This window comes from Streptomyces sp. NPDC058697 (assembly GCF_042715345.1).
In the GTDB taxonomy this organism is placed as follows: domain Bacteria; phylum Actinomycetota; class Actinomycetes; order Streptomycetales; family Streptomycetaceae; genus Streptomyces; species Streptomyces liliifuscus.
Genome location: NZ_JBHXSU010000008.1, coordinates 25409 through 41468, shown reverse-complemented (window position 1 = coordinate 41468; position 16060 = coordinate 25409). Strand labels below are relative to the sequence as shown.

Here is a 16060-nt window from a genome sequence, read left to right as displayed (position 1 = left end):
ACAATATCAGGACCTTGTTCATTGTGAGTATAGGTAACAATGAGCTATGCTCCGTCAGTCATCGTTCTCTCACCCTCCGTAGGAGCCCATGCCCCGCGACGACATCAAATGGACACCGCCACCTGTCGAGGACGGACAACCCCGGCAGGTGCGCCGCATTCTCAAGCTCTTCCGTCCCTACCGCGGCCGGCTGGCCGTCGTAGGCCTCCTCGTGGGCGCCGCGTCCCTGGTCTCGGTCGCCACGCCCTTCCTGCTCAAGGAGATCCTCGACACCGCGATCCCGCAGGGCCGCACCGGACTGCTGAGCCTGCTCGCGCTCGGCATGATCCTCAGCGCCGTCCTCGGCGGTGTCTTCGGAGTCCTGCAGACCCTCATCTCCACGACGGTCGGCCAGCGCGTCATGCACGACCTGCGCACTGCCGTCTACGGCAGGTTGCAGCGCATGTCGCTCGCCTTCTTCACCAGGACCCGCACCGGCGAGGTCCAGTCGCGCATCGCGAACGACATCGGCGGCATGCAGGCGACGGTCACCTCGACCGCCACCTCACTCGTCTCGAACCTCACCAGCGTCATCGCCACGATCGTCGCGATGATCGCCCTGGACTGGCGGCTGACCGTCGTCTCGCTGCTCCTGCTGCCGGTGTTCGTGTGGATCAGCCGCCGAGTCGGCAACGAACGCAAGAAGATCACCACCGAGCGCCAGAAGCAGATGGCCGCCATGGCGGCCACCGTCACCGAGTCGCTCTCCGTCAGCGGCATCCTCCTCGGCCGCACGATGGGCCGCTCGGATTCGCTCACCCGCTCCTTCGCCGACGAGTCCGAGGGCCTCGTCGACCTGGAGGTCCGGTCGAACATGGCGGGCCGCTGGCGGATGGCCGTCATCGGGATCGTCATGGCCGCCATGCCGGCCGTCATCTACTGGACCGCGGGAATAGCCCTCCAGTTCGGCGGGCCCGCCATCTCCATCGGCACGCTCGTCGCGTTCGTCTCGCTCCAGCAGGGCCTCTTCCGGCCGACCGTGAGCCTGCTCTCCACCGGCGTCCAGATCCAGACCTCGCTCGCCCTGTTCCAGCGCATCTTCGAGTACCTCGACCTGCCCATCGACATCACCGAGCCCGAGGACCCGATCCACCTCGACCAGGTCAAGGGAGAGGTGCGCTTCGAGGACGTGGAGTTCCGCTACGACGACAAGAGCGGCCCCATCCTCGACGGCATCGACATCACCGTCCCCGCCGGCAGCAGCCTCGCCGTCGTCGGCGCGACCGGAGCGGGCAAGTCCACGCTCAGCTATCTGGTGCCACGGCTGTACGACGTCACGGGCGGCCGCGTCACGCTCGACGGGGTGGATGTGCGCGACCTGGACTTCGACACCCTCGCCCGCGGGATCGGCGTCGTCTCCCAGGAGACGTACCTCTTCCACGCCACGGTCGCCGACAACCTGCGGTTCGCCAAGCCGGACGCCACCGACGAGGAGCTGTACGCGGCGGCGAAGGCCGCGCAGATCCACGACCACATCGCGTCGCTGCCCGACGGGTACGACACGGTGGTGGGGGAGCGCGGACACCGGTTCTCCGGCGGTGAGAAGCAGCGCCTGGCCATCGCCCGCACCATCCTGCGGGACCCGCCTGTCCTGATCCTGGACGAGGCGACCAGCGCCCTGGACACCCGTACCGAGCGCGCCGTGCAGGAGGCCATCGACGCCCTGTCGGCCAACCGGACCACCCTCACCATCGCGCACCGGCTGTCCACCATTCGGGGCGCCGACCAGATCGTGGTCCTCGACGATGGGCGTCCGGCCGAACGGGGCACGCACGAGGAGCTGTTGGAGCGCGAGGGGCGCTACGCCGCACTGGTCCGCAGGGACGCCCAACTGGAGCCAACAAGATGAATATATGTCGAGTTTATGGCGATATGCGGGTTACCGTGCCCGCATGCAGATCTACACGCCGCCCGGTCGGCCACGGAGAACGATTCGACTGACGAGCCGGGGCCGGACCGCCCTCATCGTCACCGGCGCCGTCGTGGCGGCCACCGCCGTGGCGGTGCCGCTGCTGAGCACGGACGAGAAGAAGGAGCCCCTCGCCCTGGTGATCCCGGAGGGCTGGCGCTCCGGCCAGGTCTACGAGGCCGTCGACAAGGTCCTCGCCCTGCCCGGGGGCACCACGAAGAAGTCCCTGGAGAAGGCGAACCTCAAGCTTCCGAACGACGCGAGCGGCAACCCCGAGGGGTATCTGTTCCCGGCCACCTATCCCATCGACAAGAAGTCGACCCCGGTGTCCCTGCTGACGTACATGGTCGACACGGCGAACAAAAGGTTCGGCGGCGGGACGGTCACGGCCGGGGCCGAACGGAACGCGATGAACGTCTATCAGACCGTCACCGTCGCGAGCATCGTCCAGGCAGAGGCGGCCACCAAGAAGGACATGGGCAAGGTGGCCCGCGTGGTCTACAACCGGCTCGACCGTGGCATGCCCCTGCAGATGGACTCCACCATCAACTACGCGCTGAACCGCAACACACTCCGCACCAGCGAGAACGACACGCGGCTCGACAGCCCGTACAACACGTACGTGCGGATGGGGCTGCCGCCCTCGCCCATCGCCAACCCCGGCGAGGAGGCGATGCGCGCCGCGGTCGCTCCGCCACAGGGCGACTGGCTCTACTTCGTCACCGTCAAGCCCGGTGACACACGCTTCACCGCCGACTACGAGGAGCACCGGAGGAACGTCGCGGAGTTCAACCGTGCCAGCAAGAGCGCGCCCGCGAAGTCGGGCTGACGTCACCCCACCGGCACAACCTTCGAGGTGGCGTTCCGGGGGGTGGCCGAGGTGGCGTTCGCGGCGGTCGAGGTGGCGTTCGAGTCGGCGTTCGGGGCGACCGCCAGGAGCCGCCTGATGTCCCGCACCGCCGCGCGCCCGGCGCGGTTGGCTCCGATCGTGCTGGCCGACGGCCCGTACCCGACCAGATGGATCCGCGGATCGGCGACCGCGCGGGTCCCCTCGACACGGATGCCGCCACCGGGCTCGCGCAGCCGCAGCGGCGCCAGATGGTCGATCGCGGCGCGGAAACCGGTCGCCCACAGAATGACGTCGGCGGCCACGCGACGCCCGTCGTCCCACTCCAGGCCGTCCGGAGTGATCCGGTCGAACATCGGCTGCCGGTCCAGGACGCCGTCCTCGATGCCCTGCCGGATCGCGTCGTTGAGCGGCAGCCCGGTCACCGACACGACACTCTTCGGCGGCAGCCCCTGACGGACCCGTTCCTCCACCAGTGCGACCACTTCCCGGCCCACGTCCTCGGTGAACGGACCCTCGCGGAACACCGGCGGCCGCCGCGTCACCCAGGTGGTCCCGGCCGCGTACGGCGCGATCTCCAGCAGATGCTGCGTACCGGACGCGCCCCCGCCGACCACGACGACCCGCTGCCCGGCGAACTCCTCGGGACCCGGGTACTGGGCCGTGTGCAACTGCCGCCCCCGGAAGGTCTCCTGCCCCGGGTAGCGCGGCCAGAACGGCCGGTCCCAGGTACCCGTCGCGTTGATCAGCGCCCGCGTCGACCACGTACCGTCGGAGGTCTCGACGAGCAGCCGGCCCTCCTCGCCCTCGCGCACGGCCTTCACGTCGACCGGCCGCCGCACCCGCAGGTCGAAGGTGCGCTCGTAGGTGTCGAAGTACTCCGCGATGACCTCGGAGGACGGCCGCGCCGGATCCGCGTCCTCCAGCTCCATGCCCGGCAGGGAGTGCATCCCGTGCACCTTGCCGTACGTGAGTGACGGCCACCGGAACTGCCATGCCCCGCCCGCCCGCGGCGCGTGGTCCAGGACCACGAAGTCCCGCTCCGGCTCGAAGCCCGTGCGCCGCAGGTGATAGGCGCTGGACAGTCCGGCCTGCCCGGCGCCGATCACGACGACATCGACTTCCCGCACTGCCCCCGCCTGCGCTCCGGTGTTGTTCACGCTTCTACTAACTCCACGGCGGGCACGGATCTTCCCGGCCCGGGTGGCCGTCCCGTAAGGGACGCGGGGAACTGCGCGACCGGCCAGGAACGGCCCGCAGAAATCCAACGGCACCAGCCAGTCGATCGCTCACCGACCGCCGGCGACGAGAATCGGCGCCCCGGAGGCGGGAACCCGCGACAACAGCCCCCGCACGGCCAGCTCGGGAATCACCCCCTCCCCGAACCAGTACGCCTCCTCCAGATGCGGATACCCGGACAGCACGAAGTGCTCGACGCCCGTCGCGTGATACTCCTCGATCCGGTCGGCGACCTCGGCATGCTGACCGCCCTGCCGCGGTCCACAGGGTTCGCCGCGTAGGCGTGCCGGTCCACCAGGGTGCGGCCGTCGCCGCCCGTCGGGAGGAACCAGTGCAGATGTACGGTCATGGCGTCACGACTCCTTCGAGGGGCGGGGAGTGGTGGTGGACGGCGGCAGGTCGCCGTTGAAGCGGGTATCCACGAAGTCGCCGAAGTCGACCTTGCGGGGGATGAGCTTCAAGTCGGTGAACGTGTCCGCGATCTCCTGCTCGGAGGCGATGAGCGGCTTGTCGATGGCCACCGGGACCCTGGTCGCGTTGGTCCGCTTCACCGAGGCCAGCGCCACCTCGTAGGGCAGCCCGGTGTCCTTGGCCCAGACCTTGGCCCACTCCTCGGGGTGCTCGTAGACCCAGTCCTGCGCCCGCCGCAGCCGGTCCAGGTAGTCGCGGATCGCCTCGGCCTTCTTCTCGTCCTTGAGCGCTCCGGGCGCCGCCACCTGGAAGGTGAGCCCGTTGACCACCTCGTCGCCGTCCGTCAGGACCCTGCCCTGCTTGGCCTGCAGCACCTGGGAGGTGTACGGGTCCCAGACCGCCCACGCGTCGACCTTGGCGGAGGTGAACGCGGCCAGTGCGTCGGCGGGCTGGAGGTACTTCACCTTGACGTCGCCCAGCGTCAGCCCGGCCGCCTTGAGCGAGGCGACCAGCTGGTAGTGCGCGGACGAACCCTGCGCCACCGCGACCGACTTGCCCTTCAGCTCCTCGGCCTTCTTCAGCTTCGAGTCCTTGGGGACGAGGATCGCGTCTCCCTTTGACCTGCCCCGGTAGGCCGCGACAGCGGTGATCTTGGAGTTGGCGCCGGCCGCGAAGACCGGCGGGGTGTTGCCGACGCCGCCGATGTCGACGGCCTTGGCGTTGACCGCCTCCAGGAGTGGCGGGCCGGAGGTGAACGTCGACCACTTGATCTTGTAGTCGAGGTTCTTGAGTTCTCCGGCGGCCCGCAGCACCGCTTCCGAACCGCCCTTCTGGTCACCGACGTTGAGGGTGAGGGATCCCTTCCCGTCGGTTCCGTCGCCCGCCGAGGTGCTGGCCGACGAGTTCCCGCCGCAGGCCGCGGCCAGCAGGGCCAGGGGGAGGAGCAGGGCGGCGGGGACGAGGTGTCGTCGCATGAGGATTCCGTTCGGTGGGTTCAGGTGAGGGTGAGGGTGCTTGACCGTGGCGGCGTAACCGAGCTGCCCGGAGGTGAAGTTCAGGCGGCTTCCGCGGCTGTGTCGACGCCCAGCCGTTCCAGCAGTCCGGCGCGCAGTTCGGCGAACCGGGGGTCGGTGATGTCCCGCGGACGGTCCAGCTCGACCTTGGTCTCGTACGCGATCACGCCGTCGTCCATCACGAGGACGCGGTCGGCCAGCAGCACCGCCTCCTCGACGTCGTGCGTGACCAGGAGCACGGCGCAGCCCCGGCGTTGCCACAGCTCGCCGACGAGCTGCTGCGCCTTGATCCGGGTCAGCGCGTCCAGCGCGCCGAACGGCTCGTCGAGCAGCAGCAGATCGGGTTCGCGCACCAACGCACGGGCCAGCGAGGCGCGTTGGGCCTCTCCGCCGGACAGCGTCTTGGGCCAGGCGTCGGCGCGGTCGGTGAGGCCGACCTCGGTCAACGCCTGCTCGGCGACGGCGCGTTCGGGCTTTCCGGGCAGTCCGAGCAGGACGTTGCGCCACACCTTCTTCCACGGCATCAGCCGGGGTGCCTGGAAGGCGACGGCCTTGCGGCGCGGCACGAGGACGGTGCCCTCGATGTCGCGGTCGAGCCCGGCGAGTATGCGCAGGAGCGTGGACTTGCCGCAGCCGCTGCGGCCGAGGAGGGCCACGAACTCGCCCGGCCGCACGTCGAGTTGGAGGTTGTCGATGACGGCGCGGCCGTCGAAGGAGCGGGTCAGGCCTTCGACGCGTACCGCCGAGGAGGGGGCGGGCGCGGCGGGAGCGGTCGTGACCTTCTCGGTGGTCACCGGCCGGTGAACGTCGGTCGCCATTGCAGCAGCAGCCTTTCGAGGGAGCGGACGATGAAGTCGGCGAGCAGGCCGAGGAAGGCGTAGACGATCAGGCAGACCACGATCACGTCGGTACGCAGGAAGTCGCGCGCCTGGACCATCAGGAAGCCGATGCCGGCGTCCGCGTTGATCTGCTCGGCGAAGACGAGCGCCAGCCAGGCGATGCCGAGCGAGTAGCGCAGACCGGTCATGGCACCGGGGAGGGCGCCCGGCAGGACGACATGCCGTACGAGTCCCCAGCGGGACAGTCCGAGGGACTCGCCGGCCTCGATCAACTGGGAGTCGACGCCGCGGATACCCGCGTACACGTTGAGGTACAGCGGGAAGGACACGCCCAGCGTGATGATCGCGACCTTCGGGGCCTCGCCGATGCCGAACCAGATGATGAACAGCGGGATCAGGCCGACGAACGGCACGGTTCGCAGCATCTGGACGCTCGCGTCGACGAGGTCCTCGCCGACCCTGAACAGGCCCGAGACCAGGGCGAGTCCGGTACCGACGACGGTGCCGAGCAGAAGCCCCACCGCGACGCGCTGGAGCGAGACACCCATCGCGTTCGTCAGCGACCCGTCCGAGACCAGATCGCCGGCCACCCGCGCGATGGTCCCGGGCGAGGCCAGGACGTCGGCCGTCAACACGCCCGTACTGCTGAGGACTTGCCACAGGACGAGCAGCAGTACGGGGCCGGAGGTGCGGCGCAGCCAGCGGGGGACGCGGGTGCGACGGGTCGAGGTGGGGACGATGGGTTCGAGTTCGGGCAGGGCCTGGTGGTTGGTGGCCTTGGTGTCGCTGGATTCGGGGGTGGCAAGCTCTGATATTCCCGATATATCGGGTCCATGAGAGTCCGGCGGGGCATGGCTGATGCTCATGAGGGCTCCACGGCAGGAGAGCGACGGAGGGCGCCCGCAGGGGAGATGCGGGGGTGCGCGGGTCGTGAGGGGGGGCGGGGCGCGCGTCAGCGTCCCGGCATCGGCATCCGGCTCAGGTCAGATCAGCCGGGCGTGCGGACGCGGGGGTGCGCTGAGGCGCGCAGGAGAGGTGAATCGGGTGAAAGGGCGTCAGTGTCCGCGGCGACACGCGGCGGAGGCTACCCGCAGCAGGTCGATGTGACCGCGCGTGGTGAGCATGACTGAACGCAACATGCGGCTGAAAGTAGCCAGCCGGGCCATGTACGGTCAATGGCGTCTCGCGGAGTGGACCTCAGGTATCAGGGGTCGGGCGAGTGAGGTCCCTGGTGGGGCGGGGCGGGGCGGAGGAGTGGCCGGTACTGCTGGGAGTGGGGAGCGGACGCGGCCGGCGGGAGGGCGAGCGGCCGGGGCTGACGGGGTGCGGCCGGACCCACGGAACCCACAACGGCTGCGGAACCCGCAACGGGCCCGGAACCGGCAACGGGCCCGGAACCCGCAACGGCCGCGGACCCGGCAGCGGGTGCGGAATCCGGGGCATCGGCGAGGATTGGTCCATGTCCGATGCCTTCACCAGCCGTGTACTGAACATCGCCTCCGGATCCAGGGAGAGGATCGTCGACCTCACCCGTGAATGCGAGGCCTTCCTCCGCGAGGTCGCGGGCGGTCGTGACGGCCTGCTCAACGTCTTCGTGCCCCACGCGACAGCCGGCGTTGCCCTGATCGAAACGGGTGCCGGCAGCGACGACGACCTGCTCGCCGCCCTCCACGCCATCCTCCCCGCGGACGACCGCTGGCAGCACCGCCACGGCAGCCCCGGCCACGGCCGCGACCACGTCCTCCCGGCGATCGTGCCCCCGCACGCCACGCTGCCGGTACTGGGGGGCCGGCTGGAACTGGGGACGTGGCAGTCGGTGTGCCTGGTCGACACGAACCGGGACAACCCCGAGCGTCAGGTTCGGTTGTCGTTCCTCGGCTGAGGGCCGGCAGAACGACGGGTCAGTCCTGGGGCTTGGCCATGCGGGCGTGGCGGGATGCCTTGAGTGTTTCTGGCATGAAGCGGTGTTTGAGGGCGGTGCGCCGGGTGGCGGCGTCCCCTCCGACGACTTCGGCCCGTCCGTCCATCATGGCGAGGAAGCCCTGGCGTGCGACGTCCTTGCGGCTGTTCTTCTTCATGCCGGTGCCGAAGGCGGTGTTGTTCATGCCGGCGCGGGCGTGGAAGTCGCTGTCGGTGGCGCCGGGCATGAGGGTGGTGACGCTGACGCCGTGTTCCTTGAGTTCTTCGCGCAGGCCGAGGGCGAACATGCGGGTGAAGGCGCGGGAGGGTCCGTAGACGGTTTCGTAGGGGGTGGGCAGGGTGGCGGAGAGGGAGGAGGTGATGAGGATGCGGCCGCGCCGGTTGGCGGCCATGTGGCGGGCGACGTGCTTGGCCAGGTGGACCACGGAGGTGACGTTGAGGTCGATCAGGCCGAGTTCGTCGTCGAGGTCGGTGTCGAGGAAGGCGCCGCCGATGCTGCGTCCGGCGTTCAGGACTGCCGCGTCGAGGGGGCGTCCGGTCTTCTCCACCGCCTGCCATACGGTTTCCACGCCGTCGGCCTGGGCGAGGTCGGCGCGTACGGCAGTGACCTCGACGCCGTGCCGTGCGAGGTCGGCGGCTGCCTGATCCGTCTTCTCGCTGCGGCCGGTGGCCACCAGGTCGAAGCCGTTGATGGCGAACAGCAGGGCGAGTTCGTAGCCGATGCCGGAGGAGGCTCCGGTCACCAGCGCCAGCGGACGCTCAGTGTGGGGCCCGTTCATGAGGTGCTCCTTGGGGTGGGGGACGGGTCGGGGTTGGCGGGTTGTGGCCGTGCGGGAGGCGGGGTGTCGGCCGGGTTCTGGTCTGTCCGGTGGGTGCTCCAGCTGGCGAGGATGCGGAGCTTGTCGAGGTCGTCGTCGGTTTTCCCGGCGTAGATGAACAGCACCTGATCCGGGTCGCCGGGGAGGGTGAGGGCTTCGTAGGTGATGTCGAGACGGCCGACTGTGGGGTGGTTGAACCGTTTCGTGCCCCAGGTGCGTTCGACGACGGTGCGCTCGGCCCACCAGGTGCCGAACTCGGGGCTGGCGGCCTTGAGTTCGGAGACGAAGCGGGCGGTCAGCGCATCGTGGGGGTAGCGGCCGGCTTCGGCGCGCAGGACTCCTACGACTTCGGAGGTGACCTTCGCCCAGTCGAGGTAGAGGTCACGGGCGGCAGGGTCCAGAAGCAGCCAGCGCAGCAGGTTGCGGTCGCCGGCGTCGCGTTGGTTGAACGGCGTCAGGAGGGCGTCCAGGAGAGCGTTGGAGGCCAGGACCTCGCTGCGGCGACCGAGGACGAAGGCGGGCTGGTCGTGCATGCCGTCGAGAATGCGCAGCAGGTCGGGGCGTACCTCTTGGCGCGGCGCAGGCTCCTTTGCCGCCTGCCGGGGCTGCGGGTGGAGCAGGTCGCGCAGGTACTGGGTCTCTGCCTGGGTCAGCTGCAGCGCCTCGCCGATGGACAGGATGACGCCTTCCGAGGCGCTGGTGAGCCGTCCCTGTTCGAGGCGTGTGTAGTAGTCCACGCTGACGCCGGCCAGCTGTGCGACCTCCTCGCGGCGCAGGCCCGGGACGCGGCGGCCCGGGTGGTTGGCCAGCCCGGCCTGCGAGGGCCGCACGGCGTCACGCCGGGTGCGCAGGAACTCTTTGATCTCTTCGGCTTTCTTCGCCATGCCCACCAGTGTTCCTCTGCCCCGGGTGCGCATCCACCGATGAAGGGGGGCAGGTCTTTCCCGGTCAGGGGTGTCCCCCGCCGCAGCCTTGCCCGGTGCCTGGCCCAGCTGCTCCCGCGCTGTTGCCATCAGGCTCCCGTGATGTCCCGGGAGATGCCCATGACGCGGTCCGTGGCTGATTCGTCGAGGGTGATCGGTGTGCGCCGCTCGAAGTTTCCGGGTTTCGGCCAGTAGGTTGCCGCGTTCCAGTCCGTGCGCAGGCCGGCTTCGACGACGTTGTGGGCGCTCGTGTCGACGGAGTCGAAGAAGAGCGGGCCCGCGACCTTGGCCGTCGCCCGCATGAACCACGGCGACATGCGCAGGATGTCTGTCCTGGCGGCTCCCGCGTTCACCACCCCGGCGAGGATCGACGGTTCGGTGCGGGCGAGGTGGGCGGCGTAGTGGTGGTTGGCGAGCTGGATCGGCTCCCTGTCGTGGCGGAAGCTGAACGGTTCGAAGGTGGGGAACTTCTGGTAGTCGGCCTGTGTGGAAGGGGGGATGCTCGCGGTCATCATGACGACGCGGGCGCGTTCGGAGCGGATCAGTGCGGGCAGCAGGAGCTGCGTGAGGTGATAGCGGCTCAGGTAGTTGACCGAGAAGAACGGATGAAGTCCGTCCGCCGTGCGCAGTTCCTTGAAGGTGAGGACACCTGTGGAGTGCAGGAGGACGTCGAAGCGGTCGTGTTCCGCGAGGACGCGCCCGGCGGCCTCCCGGACGCCGTCGTGGGTCGACAGGTCGACGGGAAAGAACGACGCCCGTTCGGCCGCGTCGCCGAAGGACGCGATCGCGTCCTCGCCCTTGCGCCGGTCGCGGCCGAGGAGGACGACGCGGTGGCCACGCGCGAGGAACTCCCGCGCGGCCCGCAGGCCGATTCCGCTGTTGCCCCCGCTGACGAGGATGGTGTGCATGCAGCTCCTTGTGTGGCGGACCAGCGGTCCCGTTGCAACGGCGCTGACCGTCGTCGACTTGGATGTACCGAACTGGTGGCCCGGCCTGGTGTGTTGGGTCGCAGCCCGAGGTGAGCACACCGCCGCGTGCCCGCTCACCTGGTCCCTGCGGGGCTGGTTACCGCATGGCATCACCACGCGTGGTCACGGTGAACGAACCTTCACTGCCTCAGGTCAGCTCTGGTTGAGGACCTCAGGTCAGTTCTGGTTGAAGACCTCAGGTCAGCTCTGCTGAAGGGCGGCCGCAATGGTGTCGGCGATCGGCGTGGTCGGGCGTCCGGTCAGCCGCGACAGGTCACCGTTCGTCCCGGCCAGCTCACCCTTGGCGAAGGACGCCTCAGCGCCCGCGAGGATCTCGGCGTACAGCCCGGGCATCCCCGCGGCGACCATCAGGTCGACGTACGCCTCGACGCCGACCGGCGTGTAGACGATCTCCTTGCCGGCCTGTCTGCCCAGCTCAGCGGCGAACTCGGCGAAGTTCCAGGCGTGGTCCCCGCTCAGCTCGTACGCCCTGTTCTCATGGCCCTCCCCGGTGAGCACCGCCACGGCAGCGGCCGCGTAGTCGGCACGAGTGGCGGACGCGATGCGGCCCTCTCCGGCGGCCCGGACGATCACGCCGTGTTCGATCACCCTCTCCAGCCCGTCGACGAACATCTCGCTGTACCAGTTGTTGCGCAGCAGGACGTACGGCAGGCCGGACTCGACAAGCACCTTCTCCGTCCCCCGGTGAGCTTCGGCGAGCGGGGCGTCGTGGGTGCCTGTGGCGCTGGTGTAGGCGAGCAGGGCCACCCCGGAAGCCCGAGCGGCATCTATGACGACCTTGTGCTGGGCCACACGGTCCTGGGCCATCTCGCTGCTGGATATCAGCAGCACCTTGTCACCCGCCGAGAAGAGGCCGTCAAAGGACTCGGGAGCGTTGTAGTCGGCGATCGCGATCCGCAGGCCACGGGCCTCGAAACCGGCTCCCTTGTCCTTGCTCCGCACGACAGCGGTGATCTGTTCGGCCGGCACGGTCTCCAGCAGTCCCTGGACAACCAGGCGGCCGAGATTTCCGGTGGCTCCGGTCACGACAATGCTCATGTTTCAGACAACTCCTCGTGAATGGCTCTGCCGCCAACCCTAGGAGCTGTCGTCACTCTGCGTGAGTACGTACTTTGAAGTACGGTACGGATATGGCTGTTAGTACCGCAGTGGACGGCACGGTGGCCGCTGCGAGCGGTACCGGCGCCAAGGTCTTGTGTCCCCAGCGTCTGACGATGGAGCACGTCACCAGCCGCTGGGGCGTGCTTGTGCTGATCCGGCTGCTGGAGCGTCCGCACCGCTTCGCCGAACTGCGCCGCTCCATCACCCCCATCGGTCCGGTCAGCGAGAAGATGCTCGGGCAGACCCTGCAGAGCCTGGAGCGGGACGGTCTGGTCAACCGCGACGTCAAGCCGGTCGTCCCGCCCCACGTCGACTACTCCCTGACGGACCTGGGCCGCGAGGCAGCCGAACAGGTCCGCGCCCTGGCGCTGTGGACCAACGAGCGGATGGACCAAGTGGCGAAGGCACGAGAGAACTACGACGTGGCGAAAGAGCGCAGCGCTTCCGGGTGACACCTATCACTCCGGACTGCCCAGGACCTCGACGAGAAGCAGGAGCAGGACGCTGCCCAGGTCGCCGGTGAACCGGCCGTGCGGGGCACCTGGCGAGGACACCGGAATCTGTGCCCAGTGCGGCCACCAGGGCCGGATTCACGATGCGCCGGGACCGGAGGGCGAGGAGGAGATGGAGTGCCGGCGCCCGCCAACATGTGGTCCAGTGCCGTCCGCTTCCGTCCGCGGAACAGCGGTTCGTGAGGATCAAGGAAGCGTCAGGCGTGGCCCGGCGCGCACGCGGCACGGTTAGGGTCGTATGAGCGTGTGCTTTCCCGCAGGCAGCCGCAGCGGTCGTTGACGACCGGTCGTGATCGAATCGAGCGGGTGGAAACGGGGGAGACGGCGGGATGGGGCGGGCAAGGCCGGAGCAGGCCGCGGTACTGGATGTCGGGTGCCACAGCGCACTGGTGACCGTGGTCCGGTGGCGCCCGGGCGCAGGGCTGGAGTCGGTGTTCTCGTACAAGGCCCGGCTGCGGCTGCACGAGGCGCTCGACCGCAGGGGCCGTATGCGCAAGGTCGGGATCACCAGTGTGGAACACGCCGTGGCGGAAGCGATGGCTGCCGTCCGGGTCCGCCGCCCGCCGACCGTGTTCCCCTTCGCGACCTCGGTCATCCGGGACGCGCCCAATCGGGAACAGGTGATCGCGCAGGTGGCCCGTGCCACCGGCACCCGGCTGCGAGTCCTGCCCGGTGAGGAAGAGGCACGCCTGGCCTACGTGGCGGCCCGGCAGTGGACGGGCTCCCAGAACGGCCCGCTGCTGATGCTGGACATCGGGGGCGGCACCGTGGAGATCGCCTCGGGCCGGGGAGCACAGCCCCGAAGTGTCCTTTCGCTGCCGTTGGGCGCCCGGCGCATCACCCGGGACTGGTTCCCGGACGGCACCGCTCCTTCCCTGGCACGTGTGGAGGAGGTACGGGAGTTCCTCGGCCACGCCCTGAGTGCGGAGCCCGGCCTCCCGGTGGCCGCACGGGACGGAAGCGTCGTCGCCTGCTCCAAGACGTTCGAGCAGCTCGCCCACCTGGCCGGCACTCCGTCCAGGCGCAGAAAACCTCATGCCGGACGGCAGCTGACGCTGTCCCAGTTGCGGCGGTGGATCCCGGTGCTCGCCGGAGCAGGTCCCGCCCGGCGGACCCGGCTGCCTGGCATCTCCCGGCACCGCGCGGGGCAGGCCCTGGCCGGTGCTCTGATCGCCGAGGCGCTCCTTACGGCGTGCGAGGCCGAGAGCGTCGGCATCTCCCCGTGGTCGACCAGGGAAGGACTTCTCCTGGAGCACCTCGGCGTGGTCTCCGCAGCACCCCGGCACGACCTCCCTCTCGTCGGCTGACCCGAGGCTTGTCCGGGGGACCCACCGCCTTGGGTCGGGGGCGGGAGGTCTCACAGCCGGTCGCTGCGGCGGAACGCGCGGTACGAACGCAACTGACCGTCGACGCGCGCCGAGCCGACCCACTGCAGCACGAGCAACCTACGGGTGCCGCGCGTCGCCCGTGACGCGCGGGTGCGTCGGCTTCCGGCGGTACGGGCCTACACCTCGATCTGCGACCCCATGATGACCGTACGGTCGCGGGGCAGGCTGAAGTACTCGGCGGCGTCGGCCGTGATGTACGAGGTGGCGATGAAGAGTCGTTTGCGCCAGGGCGCCATCGTCGCGGCCTTTCCGCGACGGAGCTCGATCTTGGACAGGAAGTAGGACGCCTGGTCGAGCTGCAGCGGGCCTTCGGTTTCGGCGGGGTCGAGCGTGGCGAGTGCGCCGGGCACGTCCGGCGTCTCCATGTAACCGAACCGGGCGGTGACATGGATGATCCCGTCGTCCGCGTACCCGAGGCCGTCGACGACGATCCGCTGGTCGGCCGGGACACGGGGCACGGGCTCGGTCCCGATGGACAGGATCACGACCTGCTCGTGCCGCACGTGGTTGTGCTCGACGTTGGCCCGCATGGCCAGGGGCGCGGTCTCCTTGTCCCGGTTCAGGAAGACGGCCGTGCCGGGCGCCCGGACCGTCGGCTCCTGCCCTGTGCGGAGGTGGTCGATGAACTCGGTCAGCGGGCCTTCCTGGCGCGATCGTTCCGCGGTGACGAGTTCACGGCCGCGCTGCCAGGTCGTCATGACCGTGAACGCGGTGAGGCCGATCAGCAGCGGCAGCCACGCGCCGTGGACGAGCTTGGTCATGTTGGCCGCCACGAACAGCAGGTCCACGAGGAGGAGCGCCCCTCCGCCGATGACGAGCAGCCACCGGGGTGTACCCCACTTGCCACGGGCGACGTAGAAGAAGAGCAGGGTGGTGATGGTGATGGTCCCGGTGACCGCCATACCGAACGCGTAGGCCAGCGCCGCGGAGCTCTGGAAGGCGAAGACCAGGGTGAGGACGGAAACCATCAGGAGCCAGTTGATCCACGGGACGTAGATCTGCCCGATGGTGGATTCGGAGGTGTGCGCGATGCGCAGCCTCGGCAGATAGCCCAGCTGGGCAGCCTGGGAGGCTACCGAGTACGCGCCGGTGATCACCGCCTGGGAGGCGATCACGGTCGCCGCCGTCGCCAGGATGACCATCGGCCACCGTCCCCAGTCGGGCACGAGCAGGAAGAACGGGCTGCTGATGTTCTCCGGATCGTCGAGGATCAGCGCGCCCTGGCCCAGGTAGCTCAGGACGCAGGCGGGCAGTACGAGGAACAGCCAGCCCCGGGTGATCGCCCGGCGGCCGAAGTGCCCCATGTCGGCGTAGAGCGCCTCCGCGCCGGTGACCGCGAGCACGATCGCGGCCAGGGCGAAGAAGGCCGTGCCCCAGTGGCCGAACAGGAAGCCCAGGGCGTACGTCGGTGAGAGCGCCCTGAGGATGCCCGGGTGGTCGGCGATGCCGACGACGCCGCACGCGCCGATTGCGGTGAACCAGAGGATCATGACCGGCCCGAACACCCGGCCGACCGCCGCGGTCCCCCGGCGCTGCACCAGGAACAGCAGCACGATGATCACCGCGGTGATCGGCACGACCGCGCTGTCCAGCGACGGCTGGACGACCTTGAGTCCCTCGACCGCGGACAGTACCGAGATCGCCGGGGTGATCATGCTGTCGCCGAAGAACAGGGACGCACCGAAGATGCCGAGCGCGGCCAGTACGACGGTGGCCCGACGCCCGCGTTGTGAACTCCACCGCCGCAGCAGGGTGATCAGCGCCATGATGCCGCCCTCACCGTCGTTGTCGGCGCGCATCGCCAGCAGCACGTACGTGAGCGTGACGATGATCATCACCGACCAGAACACCAGCGACACCACCCCGTACACGTTGTCCGTGGTGACCGGGACGGGGTGCGGATCGTCGGGGTTGAACACCGTCTGAAGGGTGTAGATCGGGCTGGTTCCGATGTCGCCGAAGACCACGCCGAGAGCACCGATCACCACAGCGAGCCGCACCGTGTCGTGAGTGCGCGCCCGACGGTCCTCCGGTTCCCGCGACGCGGATCCGTCATCCGGCGCGGTTCCCTGCCGGCGATCGGCCATGGTGCTCCTCCTCCGTGCCGGCCGC

General features: G+C 69.4%; 15 protein-coding genes and 1 pseudogene. 5 read left to right on the top strand and 11 right to left on the bottom strand.

The annotated features are described in order from the left end of the window. The first annotated feature begins 88 nt into the window (after positions 1–88). Positions 89–1888: an ABC transporter ATP-binding protein gene (locus tag ACFWXQ_RS20665; protein ID WP_383938331.1), complete on the top strand. Its 1800-nt coding sequence runs from the start codon at positions 89–91 to the stop codon at positions 1886–1888. Positions 1889–1931: 43 nt separating this feature from the next. Next, positions 1932–2777 (top strand): endolytic transglycosylase MltG, encoded by an 846-nt coding sequence (gene mltG, locus ACFWXQ_RS20660; protein WP_383938334.1) that lies wholly within the window; start codon positions 1932–1934, stop codon positions 2775–2777. Between the two features lie 2 nt (positions 2778–2779). Here the strand turns inward: mltG and ACFWXQ_RS20655 are convergent, their stop codons facing one another. The 6 genes and pseudogenes from ACFWXQ_RS20655 to ACFWXQ_RS20630 form a co-directional block, all read right to left on the bottom strand. Then, a complete protein-coding gene (locus ACFWXQ_RS20655; protein ID WP_383938336.1) occupies positions 2780–3955 on the bottom strand; it encodes an NAD(P)-binding domain-containing protein in 1176 nt (391 codons plus the stop codon). Between the two features lie 129 nt (positions 3956–4084). Then, a pseudogene (locus ACFWXQ_RS20650) lies at positions 4085–4282 on the bottom strand (alkanesulfonate monooxygenase); the annotation flags it as partial. Positions 4283–4387: 105 nt separating this feature from the next. After that, on the bottom strand, positions 4388–5419 hold the full coding sequence (locus ACFWXQ_RS20645) for an ABC transporter substrate-binding protein (protein WP_383938339.1): 1032 nt from the start codon (positions 5417–5419) through the stop codon (positions 4388–4390). An 80-nt stretch (positions 5420–5499) separates the two neighbouring features. After that, entirely contained in the window at positions 5500–6276 is a 777-nt protein-coding gene (locus tag ACFWXQ_RS20640) for an ABC transporter ATP-binding protein (RefSeq protein ID WP_383938342.1), read from the bottom strand. Further along, the gene (locus ACFWXQ_RS20635) at positions 6249–7163 is read right to left on the bottom strand and encodes an ABC transporter permease (protein WP_383938345.1); all 915 of its coding nucleotides are present in this window, start codon (positions 7161–7163) and stop codon (positions 6249–6251) included. The genes ACFWXQ_RS20640 and ACFWXQ_RS20635 overlap by 28 nt, the downstream gene beginning before the upstream one ends. Before the next feature lie 189 nt (positions 7164–7352). Further along, entirely contained in the window at positions 7353–7436 is an 84-nt protein-coding gene (locus tag ACFWXQ_RS20630; protein WP_353963658.1) for a putative leader peptide, read from the bottom strand. Between the two features lie 320 nt (positions 7437–7756). Between ACFWXQ_RS20630 and ACFWXQ_RS20625 the strand changes: the two genes are divergently transcribed. After that, positions 7757–8179, top strand: a complete 423-nt coding sequence (locus tag ACFWXQ_RS20625; protein ID WP_383938350.1) for a secondary thiamine-phosphate synthase enzyme YjbQ — start codon at positions 7757–7759, stop codon at positions 8177–8179. Between the two features lie 19 nt (positions 8180–8198). On the opposite strand, the gene ACFWXQ_RS20620 is transcribed toward ACFWXQ_RS20625, so the two are convergent. From ACFWXQ_RS20620 to ACFWXQ_RS20605, 4 genes are all read right to left on the bottom strand, one after another. After that, positions 8199–8996 carry an SDR family NAD(P)-dependent oxidoreductase gene (locus tag ACFWXQ_RS20620; RefSeq protein ID WP_383938353.1) on the bottom strand — a complete coding sequence of 266 codons (798 nt, stop codon included), beginning with the start codon at positions 8994–8996 and terminating at the stop codon, positions 8199–8201. Next, positions 8993–9919: a helix-turn-helix transcriptional regulator gene (locus tag ACFWXQ_RS20615; protein ID WP_383938356.1), complete on the bottom strand. Its 927-nt coding sequence runs from the start codon at positions 9917–9919 to the stop codon at positions 8993–8995. Before ACFWXQ_RS20615 ends, ACFWXQ_RS20620 begins: the two co-directional genes overlap by 4 nt. Before the next feature lie 128 nt (positions 9920–10047). Then, on the bottom strand, positions 10048–10866 hold the full coding sequence (locus ACFWXQ_RS20610; protein WP_383938359.1) for an SDR family NAD(P)-dependent oxidoreductase: 819 nt from the start codon (positions 10864–10866) through the stop codon (positions 10048–10050). 261 nt (positions 10867–11127) lie between these two features. Further along, positions 11128–11985: an SDR family oxidoreductase gene (locus tag ACFWXQ_RS20605; RefSeq protein WP_383938361.1), complete on the bottom strand. Its 858-nt coding sequence runs from the start codon at positions 11983–11985 to the stop codon at positions 11128–11130. 92 nt (positions 11986–12077) lie between these two features. Between ACFWXQ_RS20605 and ACFWXQ_RS20600 the strand changes: the two genes are divergently transcribed. Together ACFWXQ_RS20600 and ACFWXQ_RS20595 are read left to right on the top strand one after the other, a co-directional pair. Beyond that, a complete protein-coding gene (locus ACFWXQ_RS20600) occupies positions 12078–12500 on the top strand; it encodes a winged helix-turn-helix transcriptional regulator (RefSeq protein WP_383938364.1) in 423 nt (140 codons plus the stop codon). 389 nt (positions 12501–12889) lie between these two features. After that, entirely contained in the window at positions 12890–13867 is a 978-nt protein-coding gene (locus ACFWXQ_RS20595; RefSeq protein WP_383938367.1) for a Ppx/GppA phosphatase family protein, read from the top strand. Between the two features lie 197 nt (positions 13868–14064). Here the strand turns inward: ACFWXQ_RS20595 and ACFWXQ_RS20590 are convergent, their stop codons facing one another. Further along, positions 14065–16035, bottom strand: coding sequence for a potassium transporter Kup (locus ACFWXQ_RS20590; protein WP_383938370.1), 1971 nt, complete (start codon positions 16033–16035; stop codon positions 14065–14067). Positions 16036–16060 lie beyond the last annotated feature (25 nt).